The following is a 15,734-nucleotide window of genomic DNA, read 5'->3' on the forward strand; positions in this document are numbered from 1 at the left end:
TTTTTCCTTTTACAGAGCGAGGGTAAGACTGACGGTGAAATTGCGTGGTTCGCCGGGGGTGACCCAGTAGTTGCTGTAGGCGCGTTCGTAGTACTTTTCGTCGAAGACGTTGTTCAGGTTCAGGCCCACGGTGACGTCGTCGCTGGCCTTGTAATGGGCCAGCAGGTCCACGGTGTGGTAGGCCGGCAATTCGAAATCCTTGCCGGCTTCGCCCGAGCGATCGCCGACATACGTGAACGCCGCGCCGAGGTCCGAACCGCGCAGGTGCCCGTCCTGGAATTCGTAGACTCCCAGCACGCTGCCGCTGTGTTTGGCGACGCCGAGAATCCGGCTGCCGGCGGGATTGTCCCGGTCGCCCCGGGTCACTTCGGCATCGATGTAGGCATAGGCACCGATCACGCGCACGGCGTCGGTCACCTGCCCAGTCACTTGCAGGTCGATGCCCTGGCTACGGGCCTTGCCGATGGCGCGGCTGAAGTCGGTCCCGGCGACCGGGCTCAGGACGTTTTCCTTCTCTATATGGAAGGCCGCCAGGGTGGTGCTCAGGCGATCGTCGAACAGTTCGCTCTTGATCCCCACTTCATAGCCGACCCCTTCCTCGGGATCGAAAGTCTTGCCGCTGGCGTCCAGGCCGTTGTTGGGCTTGAACGAGGTGGAGGCGTTGGCGAACAGCCCGGCTTCGGGCGTCAGTTGGTACAGCAGGCCGGCCCGGTGCGTCAGGGTGTCGTGGCGCTGACGGCTGGTTTCACTGCGGGTGTGGTCGTCGATGCGCTGCTCGAAATGCTCATACCGCACGCCGAGCATGCCCCGCAGCTTGTCGGTGAAGATGATCTGGTCCTGCAGGTTCAGCGCCCGGCTTTGCACATGTTCGAAGAAGTTTGTGCCGGTCCGGGCACCATTGGGTTTCGGCTGGCCGTAGATCGGCTGATAGAGGTCGATAGGGTAGAGGCCGCCACCGATGGTGGTCACGCGCTCGTGCTTGCGGTAGTCCTCGTACTCGCTGCCGACCAGCAGTTCGTGCTGCCACGGGCCGAGGTCGAACAGGCCACGCAATTCCAGCTGGGTGATGCTGTCGTGCCAATTGTTGTCGCGCTCGCGATAGCGGCGGTTCACCGTATGGCCGTCGGCGTTCAGCGGGCGCGCTTCGGAGGCGAAGCCCCAGAGTTCACCTTGCTTGTAGTGGCTGGCCAGGCGCAATTGCCAGGTGTCGTTGAGCTGGTGTTCGAGGGCGGCCTGGAGCATGTTGTTGTGATTGTCGATGTCGCCGTCGTTGGGTTCGCCCAAGAAGGTCGAACGGGAAACGCCGCACCAGCGATTGTTCGGGGCGACGATGCCTCGGTCGAATGTCGAGCTGTGGCGAACGATTTCGCTTTCCACCCGCAACCGCGTGTCAGGGTTCAACTGCCAACTGATGGAAGGCGTGACGAAAACGCGCTTGCTGTCGACGTGATCGCGAAAGCTGTGGTTGTCCTCGACCGCCAGGTTGACCCGCGATAACAGGTTGCCTTCGGTATCCAGTGGCGTGTTGACGTCCAGCGCGGTGCGGTAGCGATCCCAGCTGCCGGCGCTGGTTTGCAAGGTGGTGAAGGCTTCGGGCTGGGGTTTCTTGGTGACAATGTTCACCGTACCGCCGGGATCGCCCCGGCCATACAGGCTGGCGGCCGGGCCCTTGAGCACTTCGATGCGTTCGATGTTCGCAGTGTCCGGCGTGCTTGGATAACCGCGGTTGGCGCTGAAGCCGTCCTTGTAGAACTCCGAAGTGGTGAAGCCGCGCACACTGTATTCGTAGAGCGTCAGGCCGCCGAAGTTGTTCTGCTTCGACACGCCGCCGGCATATTCCAAGGCCCGCTCGACGCTGGTGCTGCCCAGGTCCTTGAGCACGCTGGCGGGAATCACGCTGATCGATTGCGGGATGTCGCGCAGGGCGGTGTCGGTTTTGGTGGCGCTGGCCGAGCGGGTGGCGCGGTAACCCGTGACCGGTCCGGTGGCGGATTCGTAGTCGGACGTCACGGTGATGGCGTCCAGCTCTAGGGGTTGGATTTCTTCGGCGTAGGCCGGATCGCCCAACAGGCCCAGGGCGAGGCTGACAGCCGAAATCCGTTTCATGGGTGGCATGTTATATTGTTCCAATTCTTGATATTGAAACAATATAACACTACTAATGAGAATTTATGCTATCTGTAATTTCAAGTGGAATCTGGATAGGTTTGCCAGGGGGATCACATGGGAGGTGCAGGTAGGCATCTTTGTGGCGAGGGGATTTATCCCCGTTCGGCTGCGCAGCAGCCGTAGACCAGTTTGTGTGGTTCGTCAGATGGACCGCGGTGTCTGATTTTGGGGTTGCTGCGCAACCCAGCGGGGATAAATCCCCTTGCCACAAGTTTTTTCAGGCCCCCAGGATGTGCCCTGCGGCTACTGCTCTTCCTTGAGTACTACCGGCGCCGGCGGTGGGCGCAGGCCGATTTCAGCGGTGAGCTTGAGCTCCTTGCCGTTGCGCATGACCTGGATCGTCACCTTGTCGGTGGGCTTGATCCGCGCCACCTGGTTCATCGAGCGGCGGCCATCGCCGGCCGGTTCGCCATCGATGCTCAGGATCACATCGCCCAGTTGCAGGCCGGCCTTCTGCGCCGGACCGTCGCGGAAAATTCCCGCCACCACGATGCCGGGCCGCCCGGACAAGCCGAAGGACTCCGCCAGTTCCTGGGTCAGCGGCTGGACTTCAATGCCCAGCCAGCCACGGATCACCTGGCCGTGTTCGATGATCGACTTCATCACCTCCATCGCCAGCTTTACCGGAATGGCGAAACCGATGCCCTGGCTGCCGCCGGACTTGGAAAAGATCGCCGTGTTGATCCCGGTGAGGTTGCCGTTGGCATCCACCAGCGCGCCGCCGGAGTTGCCGGGGTTGATCGCGGCGTCGGTCTGGATGAAGTCCTCGTAGTTGTTCAGGCCCAACTGATTGCGCCCGGTGGCGCTGATGATGCCCATGGTCACGGTCTGGCCGACGCCGAACGGGTTGCCGATGGCCAGGGCGACGTCACCGATGCGGATGCTGTCGGAGCGGCCGATGGTGATGGCCGGCAGGTTCTTGAGGTCGATCTTCAGCACCGCGAGGTCGGTTTCCGGATCGCTGCCGATCACCCGGGCCAGGGTTTCACGGCCGTCCTTGAGGGCCACCACGATCTGGTCGGCACCGCTGGTGACGTGGTTGTTGGTCAGGATGTAGCCTTCCGGGCTCATGATCACGCCCGACCCCAGGCTCGACTCCATGCGTTTCTGCTTGGGCGAGTTGTCGCCGAAGAAACGACGGAATTGCGGGTCTTCGAACAGCGGATGGCTGGGCTTGTTGATGACCTTGGTGGTGTACAGGTTCACCACGGCCGGCGCGGCGATGGTCACGGCGTCGGCATAGGACACGGGCCCCTGCTGCACCGCCTTGGTTTGCGGCGCCTGCTGCAGGTTGACGTCGAGGCTCGGCAGGCCGACCCATTCCGGGTAGCGCTGGATAATCAGTAGAGCGACAAGCACGCCGGCCAACAGCGGCCAGCCGGAAAAACGCAGCGCCTTGAGCATTAAGCATGTCCTACAAAGGTTGCAGGCGGTATGAGACCGCCCATAATGTCGCGCATTATACGAGGCCGCGCGCGCCTCTGAACGGGATATTTAGGAGTCTTTTATGGCCGTAGCCCTGAACACCCTGGTTGAAGAAGCGGACCGTTACCTGGCCAGCAGCCGGATTGCCGATTATTGCCCCAACGGCCTGCAGGTCGAAGGCGCGCCCCAGGTGATGCGCATCGTCAGCGGTGTCACCGCCAGCCAGGCGCTGCTCGATGCTGCCGTCGAGGCCGAGGCCGACCTGGTGCTGGTGCATCACGGTTATTTCTGGAAGGGCGAGAATCCTTGCATCACCGGCATGAAACAGCGTCGCCTCAAGACGTTGCTCAAGCATGACATCAGCCTGCTGGCCTATCACTTGCCCCTGGACCTGCACCCCGAGGTGGGCAATAACGTGCAGCTGGCCCGCCAGTTGGACATCACCGTCGAGGGCCCCCTGGACCCGGATAACCCCAAGATTGTCGGGCTGGTCGGCTCCCTGTCCGAACCGATGACGGCGCGGGATTTCGCGCGCAAGGTCCAGGATGCCCTGGGGCGCGAGCCCTTGCTGATCGAAGGCGGGCAGATGATCCGCCGGGTCGGCTGGTGCACCGGTGGCGGCCAAGGTTATATCGACCAGGCGGTGCTGGCCGGGGTCGACCTGTACCTCAGCGGCGAGGCATCGGAACAGACCTTCCACAGCGCCCGGGAAAACGGCATCAGCTTCATCGCCGCCGGGCATCATGCGACCGAACGCTACGGTGTCCAGGCGCTGGGTGACTACCTGGCGCGACGGTTTGCCCTGGAACACATCTTCATCGATTGCCCGAATCCCATCTGACTGCTTATAACCCCTGTGGGAGCGAGCTTGCTCGCGATGGCGGTGGGTCAGTCAACCTCGGTGCTGACTGATACACTGCTATCGCGAGCAAGCTCGCTCCCACAAAAAAGCGGTTGCAGTACCCGAACCACCAGGCATATCCATATGCTGTTTCGATCTAGTTGGCGCCCTGATTAGAAGAGGTCGCTGTGCTAGGATTCCCCGCTCGAACACGGCCCGCTGGCCGTTCATAAGAAAGTTTTCGTGAGTAGCCATGGTCGACAAACTGACGCATCTGAAACAGCTGGAGGCGGAAAGCATCCACATCATCCGCGAGGTGGCCGCCGAGTTCGATAACCCGGTGATGCTGTACTCCATCGGTAAAGACTCCGCCGTGATGCTGCACCTGGCACGCAAGGCGTTCTTCCCGGGCAAGCTGCCGTTTCCGGTGATGCACGTCGACACCCGCTGGAAATTCCAGGAAATGTACAAGTTCCGCGACCGCATGGTCGAGGAACTGGGCCTGGACCTGATCACCCATGTGAACCCGGACGGCGTGGCGCAGGGCATCAACCCGTTCACCCACGGCAGTGCCAAGCACACCGACATCATGAAGACCGAAGGCCTCAAGCAGGCCTTGGACAAATATGGTTTCGACGCCGCGTTCGGCGGTGCCCGTCGCGATGAAGAGAAATCCCGCGCCAAGGAGCGCGTGTACTCGTTCCGTGACAGCAAGCACCGCTGGGACCCGAAGAACCAGCGTCCGGAACTGTGGAACGTCTACAACGGCAAGGTCAACAAAGGCGAGTCGATCCGCGTCTTCCCGCTGTCGAACTGGACCGAGCTGGACATCTGGCAGTACATCTACCTCGAAGGTATCCCGATCGTGCCGCTGTACTTCGCCGCCGAGCGCGAGGTGATCGAGAAGAACGGCACGCTGATCATGATCGACGACGAGCGCATCCTCGAGCACCTGTCCGACGAAGACAAAGCCCGTATCGTCAAGAAAAAAGTGCGTTTCCGTACCCTTGGCTGCTACCCGTTGACGGGCGCGGTGGAGTCCGAGGCCGAGAGCCTGACGGACATCATTCAGGAAATGCTCCTGACGCGAACTTCCGAGCGCCAGGGCCGGGTCATCGACCACGATGGCGCAGGCTCGATGGAAGATAAGAAACGTCAGGGTTATTTCTAAGGGGTTGTCATGTCGCACCAATCTGATTTGATCAGCGAGGACATCCTCGCCTACCTGGGCCAGCACGAGCGTAAAGAGCTGCTGCGCTTCCTGACCTGCGGTAACGTCGACGACGGCAAGAGCACCCTGATCGGGCGCCTGCTGCACGACTCCAAGATGATCTACGAAGATCACCTGGAAGCCATCACCCGCGATTCGAAGAAAGTCGGCACCACCGGGGACGATATCGACCTGGCGTTGCTGGTCGACGGCCTGCAGGCCGAGCGCGAGCAGGGCATCACCATCGATGTCGCCTACCGCTACTTCTCCACCGCCAAGCGCAAGTTCATCATCGCCGATACCCCCGGCCATGAGCAGTACACCCGCAACATGGCCACCGGTGCCTCCACCTGTGACCTGGCGATCATCCTGGTGGATGCCCGCTACGGCGTGCAGACCCAGACCCGTCGCCACAGCTTCATCGCCTCGTTGCTGGGCATCAAGCACATCGTCGTGGCCATCAACAAGATGGACCTCAAGGACTTCGACCAGGGCGTGTTCGAGTCGATCAAGGCCGACTACCTGAAGTTCGCCGAAGGCTTGAAGATGAAGCCCACCAGCATGCACTTCGTGCCGATGTCCGCCCTCAAGGGCGACAACGTGGTGAACAAGTCCGAGCGTTCGCCGTGGTACACCGGCCAGTCGCTGATGGAAATCCTCGAGACCGTGGAAGTGGCGGGCGACCGCAACTTCACCGACCTGCGTTTCCCGGTGCAATACGTCAACCGTCCGAACCTGAACTTCCGCGGTTTCGCCGGCACCCTCGCCAGCGGCATCGTGCACAAGGGCGACGAAGTGGTGGTGCTGCCGTCGGGCAAGAGCAGCCGCGTGAAATCCATCGTCACCTTCGAAGGCGAGCTGGAGCATGCCGGTCCAGGCCAGGCGGTCACGCTGACCATGGAAGACGAGATCGACATCTCCCGTGGCGACCTGTTGGTGCATGCCGACAACGTTCCGCCGGTCACCGACAGCTTCGAAGCGATGCTGGTGTGGATGGCCGAAGAGCCGATGCTGCCGGGCAAGAAATACGACATCAAGCGCGCCACCAGCTACGTGCCGGGCTCCATTGCCAGTATCGTCAACAAGGTGGATGTGAACACCCTTGAAGAAGGCCCTGCCAGCGCGCTGCAGCTCAACGAAATCGGCAAGGTGAGGATCGCCCTGGATGCGCCGATCGCTCTGGACGGGTACGAAAGCAACCGCACCACCGGCGCCTTCATCGTCATCGATCGCCTGACCAACGGCACGGTCGGCGCCGGTATGATCGTCGCCCAGCCGCTGACCCACGGCAGCAGCACGCACCACGGCAAACTGGCCCATGTGTCGGTGGAAGAACGCGCCCAGCGCTTCGGCCAGCAACCGGCCACGGTCTTGTTCAGCGGCCTGTCGGGCGCGGGTAAAAGCACGCTGGCCTATGCGGTCGAGCGCAAGTTGTTCGACTCGGGTCGTGCGGTCTTTGTCCTCGATGGCCAGAACCTGCGCCATGACCTGAACAAGGGCCTGCCCCAGGATCGTGCCGGACGGACCGAGAACTGGCGCCGTGCGGCGCATGTCGCTCGTCAGTTCAACGAAGCCGGCCTGCTGACCCTCGCCGCGTTCGTCGCGCCGAGTGCCGAAGGGCGTGAGCAGGCCAAGGACCTGATCGGCCGTGAGCGTCTGCTGACGGTCTACGTCCAGGCCTCGCCAACGGTATGTGCCCAGCGTGATCCGCAGGGGCTGTATGCCGCCGCCGGCGACAACATCCCGGGTGAGTCCTTCCCGTATGACGTGCCGCTGGATGCCGACCTGGTCATCGACACCCAGGCGCTGACCCTGGAAGAGAGCGTCAAGCAGGTGCTGGATCTGCTGCGCAAGCGTGGGGCGATCTAAGGAACGCCGCTGTCAGTAAAAAGCCCGCGGATGAGTGATCGTCTGCGGGCTTTTTGTTGTCTGGAAGGGCGCTATCGCGAGCAAGCTCGCTCCCACAGGGGGTGGTCAGTGGACACAGGACCGGAGCTCACCCCCATCTCCTGTGGGAGCGAGCTTGCTCGCGATGAGGCCAGTACAGACACCTCAGGATTGACCGGGATACTCGCGGTGCATCTGCTCCAGCAACGCATCCTTGTCCTGCCACAGCTGGTTGATCCAGCCCTGGAACTCCAGGCGATACACACCGTCCTGGTCGTAGTTCCTGCCGATGAACTGCGGCGGGATCTTCAGTTCCTGGAAGTGCACCACCACTTCCCCAACGTTGCCGCAGAGCAAATCCCAATAACCCGGACGCCCGCCCGGGTAATGAATGGTTACGTTGATGATCGATTCCAGTTGCTCGCCCATGGCATCGAGTACGAACGCGATACCACCGGCCTTGGGCTTGAGCAGATAGCGAAACGGTGACTGCTGCTGGGCATGCTTGCCGTCGGTGAAACGCGTGCCTTCGACGAAGTTGAAAATGCCCACGGGGTTGTTGCGAAACTTCGCGCAAGTCTTGCGAGTGGTTTCCAGGTCCTTGCCTTTCTTTTCCGGGTGTTTTTCCAGGTACGCCTTGGAATAGCGCTTCATGAAGGGGAAGCCCAGGGCCCACCAGGCCAGGCCGATCACCGGCACCCAGATCAGTTCCTGCTTGAGAAAGAACTTCAATGGCCGGATGCGCCGGTTCAGCACGTACTGCAACACCATGATGTCGACCCAGCTCTGGTGGTTGCTGGTGATCAGGTACGAATGCTGGTAGTCCAGGCCCTCCAGGCCACTGAGGTGCCAGCGGGTACGGCGCAGCAGGTTCATCCAGGCCTTGTTGTTGCTGATCCAGGCCTCGTGGATGTGGCCCATCAGCCAGTCGGTGAAGCGCTGGGCAGCGGGGAAGGGCAGCAACAGCTTGAAAATCGCCACGATGAACAGCGGCGTGCAGCAGGCGATGGTGTTCAGCGCCAACAGCAGCGAGGCAATGACGCCGCGCAAAGGGGGAGGCAGGAAGTCCAGCATTTAAATATCCAGAGGTCGGTTGGCGGCTTGGATCGCGGTCAGGGCGATGGTGTACACGATGTCGTCGACCTGGGCCCCGCGGGGCAAGTCATTCACCGGTTTGCGCAGGCCTTGCAGCATCGGCCCGAGGCTGACGCAATCGGCGCTGCGCTGCACGGCCTTGTGGGTGGTGTTGCCGGTGTTGAGGTCGGGGAAGATGAACACCGTCGCCCGGCCGGCCACCTGGCTGTTGGGCGCCAATTGCCGCGCCACGGTTTCATTGGCGGCGGCGTCGTATTGCAGCGGACCGTCGATCAGCAGGCCATGCTGGGCTTCGTGGGCCAGCAGGGTGGCTTCACGGACTTTTTCCACTTCTTCACCACTGGCCGACTCGCCGCTGGAATAACTGAGCATCGCCACCCGCGGCACGATGCCGAACGCGGCGGCCGAATCGGCGCTCTGCAGGGCGATTTCCGCCAGTTCCGCGGCGCTGGGGTGCGGGTTCATCACACAGTCGCCGTAGACCAGCACTTCTTCGGGAAACAGCATGAAAAACACCGAGGACACCAGGGAGCAACCTGGCGCGGTCTTGATCAGTTGCAACGCGGGGCGGATGGTGTTTGCGGTGGAGTGGATGACCCCGGATACCAGCCCGTCCACTTCATCCAGGGCCAGCATCATGGTGCCGATGACCACGGTGTCTTCCAGTTGCTGCTCGGCCATCGGCGCGTTCAGGCTTTTGCTCTTGCGCAACCTCACCATCGGTTCGACATAACGCTCGCGAATCGAATCCGGGTCGAGAATCTCCAGCCCCGGCGGCAGCTCGATGCCTTGGGCGCGGGCCACCGCTTCGACGTCGGCCGGTTTGGCCAGCAACACGCAGCGGGCAATGCCCCGGGCCTGGCAAATGGCGGCGGCCTGGACGGTCAGCGGTTCGCTGCCTTCGGGCAGCACGATGCGTTTGTTGGCGGCTTGGGCGCGCTGGATCAACTGATAGCGGAACACCGCCGGCGACAAGCGCATTTCCCGCGGTGTGCCGCAGCGCTGGTGCAGCCATTTGGCGTCCAGGTGGCTGGCGACGAAATCGGTGATGATCTCCGCACGTTCGCGGTCATCGATGGGAATTTCCTTGTTCAGGCCGTTGAGCAGGTTGGCGGTGTCATAGGAGCCGGTGCTCACCGACAGCACCGGTAACCCTGCCTGCAAGGCGCCGCGGCACAGGTCCATGATGCGCGGGTCGGGCAGGGTGTCGCTGGTCAGCAGCAGGCCGGCCAGTGGCACGCCGTTGATCGCCGCCAGGCTCACGGCGAGGATGATGTCGTCGCGATCGCCGGGGGTCACCACCAGCACGCCGGGCTTGAGCAGTTCCACCGTGTTGCGCATGGTGCGGGCGCAAATGATGATGTTGCTCATGCGCCGGGTTTCGTAGTCGCCGGCATTGAGCACTTGAGCGCCCATCAGGTCGGCCACGTCGCGGGTGCGCGGTGCATTGAGTTCTGGGCGAAACGGGATGCAACCGAGCAGGCGGAAATCGCCGCTGCGCAGCAAGGGCGAGTGCTCCTTGAGCCGTGCGGAAAACGCCTCCATGCTTTCCTCGGTGCGCACCTTGTTCAGGATCACCCCGAGGACTTTCGGGTCCTTCGGCCCGCCGAACAGCTGCGCCTGCAACTCCACCCGCCCGGAAAGCTCGGTCAGCACTTCGTTCTCCGGTGCCGACACCAGGATGACCTCGGCGTCGAGGCTCTTGGCCAGGTGCAGGTTGACCCGGGCGGCGTAGCTGGCGTTGCGGGTCGGGACCATGCCTTCAACGACCAGCACGTCCTTGCCGATGGCCGCTTGCTGGTAAAGGGTGATGATTTCTTCCAGCAGCTCATCGAGCTGGCCGTCGCCGAGCATGCGCTCGACGTGCGCCAGGCCCAGGGGCTGCGGAGGCTTGAGGCCATGGGTGCGGGCCACCAGCTCGGTGGAACGCTCCGGCCCGGTGTCGCCGGGATGCGGCTGGGCAATGGGTTTGAAAAAGCCGACTTTCAGCCCGGCCCGTTCGAGGGTACGCACCAGCCCGAGGCTGATGGAGGTCAGGCCCACACCAAAATCGGTGGGTGCGATAAAAAAAGTTTGCATGCGGATTCTCTAAAGGAGCATGGCAATGGCGCGGCCTATGACTGGCCGTCTACCCACAATTCAGTCGCCAAGGTTATCGCTAACCGGGCCTTGAGCGCACCAGCCGCAAGCAAAGGGCTGGCCTATTTTTTCAATACGTTGCACAGGGTCCAGTACCCAGGCCCGGGACTGCCAGGGTGGCTGGTGGCGCAGGTGCTGGGTATGGCCGCAGGACAGCTCGGCCACCCAGTGCCCGTCCTCATCCTGATGCAAACCGGTGACCGTCGGTCTGTTCGAGCAGGCCCGTTTGTCCGGGTTCCGTTCGCTTTCGGGCAAATCCTTGTTTAGACTTGTCCGTTCTTCATTCTTATGCAAAAGGTCTCGCCCCATGCTGATCGCCGCCAATAAGGCTGTCTCCATCGACTATACCCTGACCAACGACGCTGGTGAGGTCATCGACAGCTCTGCCGGCGGCGCTCCGCTGGTCTACCTGCATGGCGCAGGCAACATCATCCCGGGCTTGGAAAAAGCCCTGGAAGGTAAAGCGGTCGGTGACGACCTGAACGTTGCCGTCGAGCCGGAAGACGCTTACGGCGAATACTCCGCCGAACTGGTCAGCACCCTGAGCCGCAGCATGTTCGAAGGCGTGGATGAGCTGGAAGTGGGCATGCAGTTCCACGCCTCGGCACCCGATGGCCAGATGCAGATCGTCACCATCCGCGACCTGGAAGGCGATGACGTCACCGTTGACGGCAACCACCCGTTGGCTGGCCAGCGCTTGAACTTCAAGGTCAAGATCGTCGACATCCGTGACGCCAGCCAGGAAGAGATCGCCCATGGTCACGTCCATGGCGAAGGTGGCCATCACCATTGATTTGTGCGCTACGCTCAAGTTGACTGGAGAGGCGCCCTATGGCGCCTTTTTAGTCGCTTGCTGTTAGCATCACCCATGGCTGTTTCGAAAAGATCCGCAAACCTGGAGTTCGTCATGAGTGCTTTCCACGACCTTAAACTCAAAGCCCTGGATGGTCAGGAGCTTGCTCTGGCGCCGTTCAAGGGGCAAGTCGTGCTGGTGGTCAACGTCGCCTCCAAATGTGGCCTGACGCCTCAGTACGCGGCGCTGGAAAATCTCTACCAGCAATACAAGGACAAGGGGTTCAGTGTGCTGGGCCTGCCCTGCAATCAGTTCGCCGGGCAAGAGCCGGGGACCGAGCAGGAAATCCAGGAATTCTGCAGCCTCAACTACGGCGTGACGTTCCCGCTGTCCAGCAAGCTGGACGTGAACGGTCATGATCGTCATCAGCTGTATCGCCTGCTGGCGGGCGAGGGGGCCGAGTTTCCCGGGGACATTACCTGGAACTTCGAAAAGTTCCTGCTCGGCAAGGACGGCCGGGTGCTGGCGCGCTTTTCGCCGCGTACGGCGCCGGATGATCCCACGGTGATCCAGGCGATCGAAAAAGCACTGGGTTGATCCCCAGGAAGTTGTGACAATCACTCTGTGGCGAGGGAGCTGCTCCCGCTGGGCTGTGCCCGTAGGAGCTGTCGAGTGCAACGAGGCTGCGATCTTTCCCCAGACACTTGAGTCTCCAGCGAAAGATCAAAAGATCGCAGCCTTCGGCAGCTCCTACCAATCCAGCGGGAGCAAGCTCCCTCGCCACGGGGGTTCTGGTTGAGCGCCCCTCAGCGCTTTCTTCTGATCCTTAATCATTCAAATCAATAGTGCTACCCAGCGCCTTCCATGCTCCATATTATCGTCGTCATATCCGACCTGTGACTTCGTCCCGTGGAGTGCCCCATGCCTGCAAAAGCCCTGTTCAAACCCTTCCACCTCGGCGCGTTCGAGTTGCCAACCCGGGTGGTGATGGCGCCGATGACCCGTTCCTTTTCTCCGGGCGGCGTGCCGAACGCCAAGGTGGTCGAGTACTACCGTCGCCGCGCGGCGGCCGGGGTCGGCCTGATCATCACCGAAGGCACGACGGTCGGGCACAAGGCGTCCAACGGTTATCCGAATGTGCCGCATTTCTACGGCGACGCCGCGCTGGCCGGTTGGAAGCAGGTGGTCGATGCGGTGCATGCCGAAGGCGGCAAGATCGTTCCACAGTTGTGGCACGTGGGCAGTGTGCGACGCATCGGCACCGAGCCGGACGCCAGTGTGCCCGGCTATGGTCCGAGCGAAAAACTCAAGGACGGCCAGGTGGTGGTCCACGGCATGACCCAGGCCGATATCGACGAGGTCATCGCTGCGTTTGCCCAGGCGGCGAAAGACGCCCAGAGCATCGGCATGGACGGGGTGGAAATCCACGGCGCCCACGGCTACCTGGTGGACCAGTTCTTCTGGGAAGGCAGCAACCAGCGCACTGACGGTTATGGCGGCAGCCTGGCCAACCGCTCGCGCTTCGCGATCGAATTGATCCGTGCCGTGCGGGCGGCGGTGGGCGAGGGTTTCCCGATCATTTTCCGCTTTTCCCAATGGAAGCAGCAGGATTACACCGCGCGTCTGGTGCAGACCCCCGAAGCCTTGGGCGAATTCCTCAAGCCGTTGTCCGAGGCGGGCGTGGACATTTTCCACTGCTCGACACGGCGCTTCTGGGAGCCGGAGTTCGAAGGTTCCGAGCTGAACCTGGCCGGCTGGACCCGCAAGCTCACCGGCAAGCCCACCATCACGGTCGGCAGCGTCGGCCTGGATGGCGAGTTCCTGCAGTTCATGGTCAACACCGACAAAGTCGCGCAACCGGCCAGCCTGGAAAAGCTGCTGGAGCGCTTGAACAACGATGAGTTCGACCTGGTGGCGGTAGGGCGTGCGCTGTTGGTGGATCCGGACTGGGCGCAAAAAGTCCGTGAAGGGCGGGAGCAGGAGATCTTGCCGTTCAGTCGCGAGGCGTTGATGACATTGGTTTAAGCGGCGCCCGATCTGACGCTATCGCGAGCAAGCTCGCTCCCACATTGGATCTTCAGTGGACACATTACTTGTGTGAGACCGAGATCCCTTGTGGGAGCGAGCTTGCTCGCGATGGCGGCCTGAACATCACCGAACAATCAGCGCACAGTCGGCGCAACAGGCATCACCTGCTCACCCACGCAAACCCCTCGCAGCTGCGCTTCAAATTGCTCGATCACCGCCGCCCAACCCTGGCGACTGGCATGCTGGCGCGCATTGAGCCGCACGCAACGTAAGGTCTCGCGCTCCTCCAGCAGCCAGCGGGCGGCATCGCAGAACGCCTCTTCATCCCCCGGCATCGCCAGCACGCCGTTATAGCCGTGGCGAATGTGTTGCGCAGCCGCGGCCTGATCGTAGGCCACCACACCCAGCCCGGACGCCAGCGCCTCCAACACCACGTTGCCGAAGGTTTCGGTCAGGCTCGGAAAGACAAACACATCCCCGGACGCATAGTGGCTGGCCAGCGCCTCACCGCGTTGCGAGCCGCAAAAGATCGCCTCGGGCAATGCCTGTTCCAGCTCGGACCGCTGCGGGCCGTCACCGACCACCACCAGCTTCATCCGTCGCCCCGCAAAAGCGCTGCACAGCGTCTCGAAACTGCGCTTGAGCAGTCCCAGGTTTTTTTCCGGTGCCAGGCGTCCGACATGGAGCACGGCGATGTCGTCGTCGCCCAGGCCCCACGCTTCGCGCAGGCTCGGCGAGCGCTTGACCGGATGGAACAGTTGGCTGTCCACGCCGCGGGACAACAACGCCACGCGCTCGAAATGCCGTCGTTCCAGTTCCAGGCGCTGGCTGAGACTGGGCACCAGGGTCAGGCTGGAGCGGTTGTGAAACCAGCGCAGGTAATGGGTGAGCACGCGACTCAACAGCCCGAGGCCGTACTGTTGGGTGTATTGCTGGAAATTGGTGTGGAAACCACTGACCACCGAGATGCCCAGGCGTCGTGCCGCCCGCAGCGCCGACAAACCCAGCGGTCCCTCCGTGGCGATGTAGAGCACGTCCGGACGATGACGTTTCCAGCGCCTGAGCAGCTTGTGCATCGACGCCTGGCCCCATTGCAAGCCCGGATAGCCCGGCAGCGGCCACCCCCGGCACAGCAGCAACTGCTCGTCACTGGCTTGGCGCAAGTCGTCGGCCTGGCGAGGCCGTATCAACTCGACCTGATGCCCGCGGGCGCGCAAGCCGTCGTACAGACGGCCCAAGGTATTGGCCACGCCATTGATTTCCGGCGGGAAGGTTTCGGTGATCAGGGTAATGTGCAGGGGTGTGGTCATGACCCCAGTGTCGGCCGGGGCCATTTCGTCATTGTGACGCCAGGATGATGGATTTGTGACGGCTCAGCCCTGACGGGCCAAGGCCGTCTCGGCGCCTTGCTCGCGCACCCAGAACAAGGTCGCCCCGGCCACCGCCGCCGGCATCATCAGGATGTTCACCACCGGGATCAGCAGCACCAGGTACACGCTGCCGCCAAAACCCAGGCTCTGCCAGCGTTTTTCCCGCAGCCAGGCGAGCATTTCGTTCCAGCCCAGCTTGTGATTGTCCGCCGGGTAGTCGATGTACTGGATCGCCATCATCCACACGCCGAACAGCAGCCACAGCGGTGCCGCCACCAGATTGACCACGGGGATGAACGACAGCACGAACAACCCCAGGGCGCGGGGCAGGAAATAGCCGAGCTTGCGCGCTTCCCGACCGAGGGTCCGGGGGATCATGGCAATCAATTCGGCCCAGCTGAAGGCCGGGAAGTCGTCGGTGCCACGGATGACCACTTCGACTTTTTCCGCGAGAAAACCGTTGAACGGCGCGGCGATGATGTTGGCGAGCATGGTGAAGGTAAAGAACACCATCAGCACGACGAGCACCACGAACAGTGGCCAGAGCACATAGCTGAGGAAACCCAGCCACTCTGGCAGCGACGGCATCAGCGTATCGACCCACAGGCTGAATTGATGGCCGGCCAGATAGATCAATCCGACGAACAGCACCAGGTTGATCGCCAGGGGCAAGACTACGAACAGACGCAGGCCCGGGCTCAGGACCAGCTTGAGGCCTTCTCGCAAATATTGCGGGCCGGACAGGACGGGGGCGGGCATAGGTGACTCCGAGCGAAG

At 62.2% G+C, this 15,734-nt stretch carries 13 protein-coding genes; 6 read left to right on the top strand and 7 right to left on the bottom strand.

Annotation, left to right across the window (positions count from 1 at the left end; translation table 11 throughout):
- Positions 1–9 precede the first annotated feature (9 nt).
- Both BLQ55_RS00485 and algW read right to left on the bottom strand, forming a co-directional pair.
- Positions 10–2,115, bottom strand: a complete 2,106-nt coding sequence (locus BLQ55_RS00485; protein WP_092251794.1) for a TonB-dependent siderophore receptor — start codon at positions 2,113–2,115, stop codon at positions 10–12.
- Between the two features lie 297 nt (positions 2,116–2,412).
- The gene (algW, locus tag BLQ55_RS00490; RefSeq protein WP_092251796.1) at positions 2,413–3,573 is read right to left on the bottom strand and encodes a Do family serine endopeptidase AlgW; all 1,161 of its coding nucleotides are present in this window, start codon (positions 3,571–3,573) and stop codon (positions 2,413–2,415) included.
- 103 nt (positions 3,574–3,676) lie between these two features.
- Here algW and BLQ55_RS00495 point away from each other — a divergent pair, with 103 nt between their 5' ends.
- The 3 genes from BLQ55_RS00495 to cysN all read left to right on the top strand — a co-directional run bounded on the left by BLQ55_RS00495 (position 3,677) and on the right by cysN (position 7,514).
- Positions 3,677–4,435: a Nif3-like dinuclear metal center hexameric protein gene (locus tag BLQ55_RS00495; RefSeq protein ID WP_092202549.1), complete on the top strand. Its 759-nt coding sequence runs from the start codon at positions 3,677–3,679 to the stop codon at positions 4,433–4,435.
- 253 nt (positions 4,436–4,688) lie between these two features.
- Positions 4,689–5,606 (top strand): sulfate adenylyltransferase subunit CysD, encoded by a 918-nt coding sequence (cysD, locus tag BLQ55_RS00500; RefSeq protein ID WP_003178041.1) that lies wholly within the window; start codon positions 4,689–4,691, stop codon positions 5,604–5,606.
- A 9-nt stretch (positions 5,607–5,615) separates the two neighbouring features.
- Positions 5,616–7,514 carry a sulfate adenylyltransferase subunit CysN gene (gene cysN / locus BLQ55_RS00505; RefSeq protein WP_092202551.1) on the top strand — a complete coding sequence of 633 codons (1,899 nt, stop codon included), beginning with the start codon at positions 5,616–5,618 and terminating at the stop codon, positions 7,512–7,514.
- Positions 7,515–7,697: 183 nt separating this feature from the next.
- Here the strand turns inward: cysN and BLQ55_RS00510 are convergent, their stop codons facing one another.
- From BLQ55_RS00510 to BLQ55_RS00520, 3 genes are read right to left on the bottom strand one after another with little or no spacing between them, the layout of a single operon-like run.
- On the bottom strand, positions 7,698–8,606 hold the full coding sequence (locus BLQ55_RS00510; protein WP_092202553.1) for an acyltransferase: 909 nt from the start codon (positions 8,604–8,606) through the stop codon (positions 7,698–7,700).
- The gene (gene pta, locus BLQ55_RS00515) at positions 8,607–10,706 is read right to left on the bottom strand and encodes a phosphate acetyltransferase (RefSeq protein WP_092202555.1); all 2,100 of its coding nucleotides are present in this window, start codon (positions 10,704–10,706) and stop codon (positions 8,607–8,609) included.
- Between the two features lie 60 nt (positions 10,707–10,766).
- Positions 10,767–11,105, bottom strand: a complete 339-nt coding sequence (locus tag BLQ55_RS00520) for a DUF3565 domain-containing protein (protein WP_060740683.1) — start codon at positions 11,103–11,105, stop codon at positions 10,767–10,769.
- Here BLQ55_RS00520 and BLQ55_RS00525 point away from each other — a divergent pair.
- The 3 genes from BLQ55_RS00525 to BLQ55_RS00535 all read left to right on the top strand — a co-directional run bounded on the left by BLQ55_RS00525 (position 11,074) and on the right by BLQ55_RS00535 (position 13,584).
- Positions 11,074–11,559 (top strand): FKBP-type peptidyl-prolyl cis-trans isomerase, encoded by a 486-nt coding sequence (locus BLQ55_RS00525; protein WP_060740684.1) that lies wholly within the window; start codon positions 11,074–11,076, stop codon positions 11,557–11,559. The two genes, BLQ55_RS00520 and BLQ55_RS00525, sit on opposite strands and share 32 nt — an antisense overlap.
- A 114-nt stretch (positions 11,560–11,673) precedes the next feature.
- A complete protein-coding gene (locus BLQ55_RS00530) occupies positions 11,674–12,156 on the top strand; it encodes a glutathione peroxidase (protein ID WP_072409398.1) in 483 nt (160 codons plus the stop codon).
- 324 nt (positions 12,157–12,480) lie between these two features.
- Positions 12,481–13,584 carry an NADH:flavin oxidoreductase gene (locus tag BLQ55_RS00535; protein ID WP_060740686.1) on the top strand — a complete coding sequence of 368 codons (1,104 nt, stop codon included), beginning with the start codon at positions 12,481–12,483 and terminating at the stop codon, positions 13,582–13,584.
- A gap of 137 nt (positions 13,585–13,721) precedes the next feature.
- Here the strand turns inward: BLQ55_RS00535 and BLQ55_RS00540 are convergent, their stop codons facing one another.
- Positions 13,722–14,921: a glycosyltransferase family 4 protein gene (locus BLQ55_RS00540; RefSeq protein WP_092251798.1), complete on the bottom strand. Its 1,200-nt coding sequence runs from the start codon at positions 14,919–14,921 to the stop codon at positions 13,722–13,724.
- A 39-nt stretch (positions 14,922–14,960) separates the two neighbouring features.
- Positions 14,961–15,716 (bottom strand): sulfate transporter CysZ, encoded by a 756-nt coding sequence (gene cysZ, locus BLQ55_RS00545; protein WP_092251800.1) that lies wholly within the window; start codon positions 15,714–15,716, stop codon positions 14,961–14,963.
- Positions 15,717–15,734 lie beyond the last annotated feature (18 nt).

The organism is Pseudomonas sp. NFACC13-1 (assembly GCF_900104425.1).
GTDB classification, from domain to species: Bacteria; Pseudomonadota; Gammaproteobacteria; order Pseudomonadales; family Pseudomonadaceae; genus Aquipseudomonas; species Aquipseudomonas fluorescens_AA.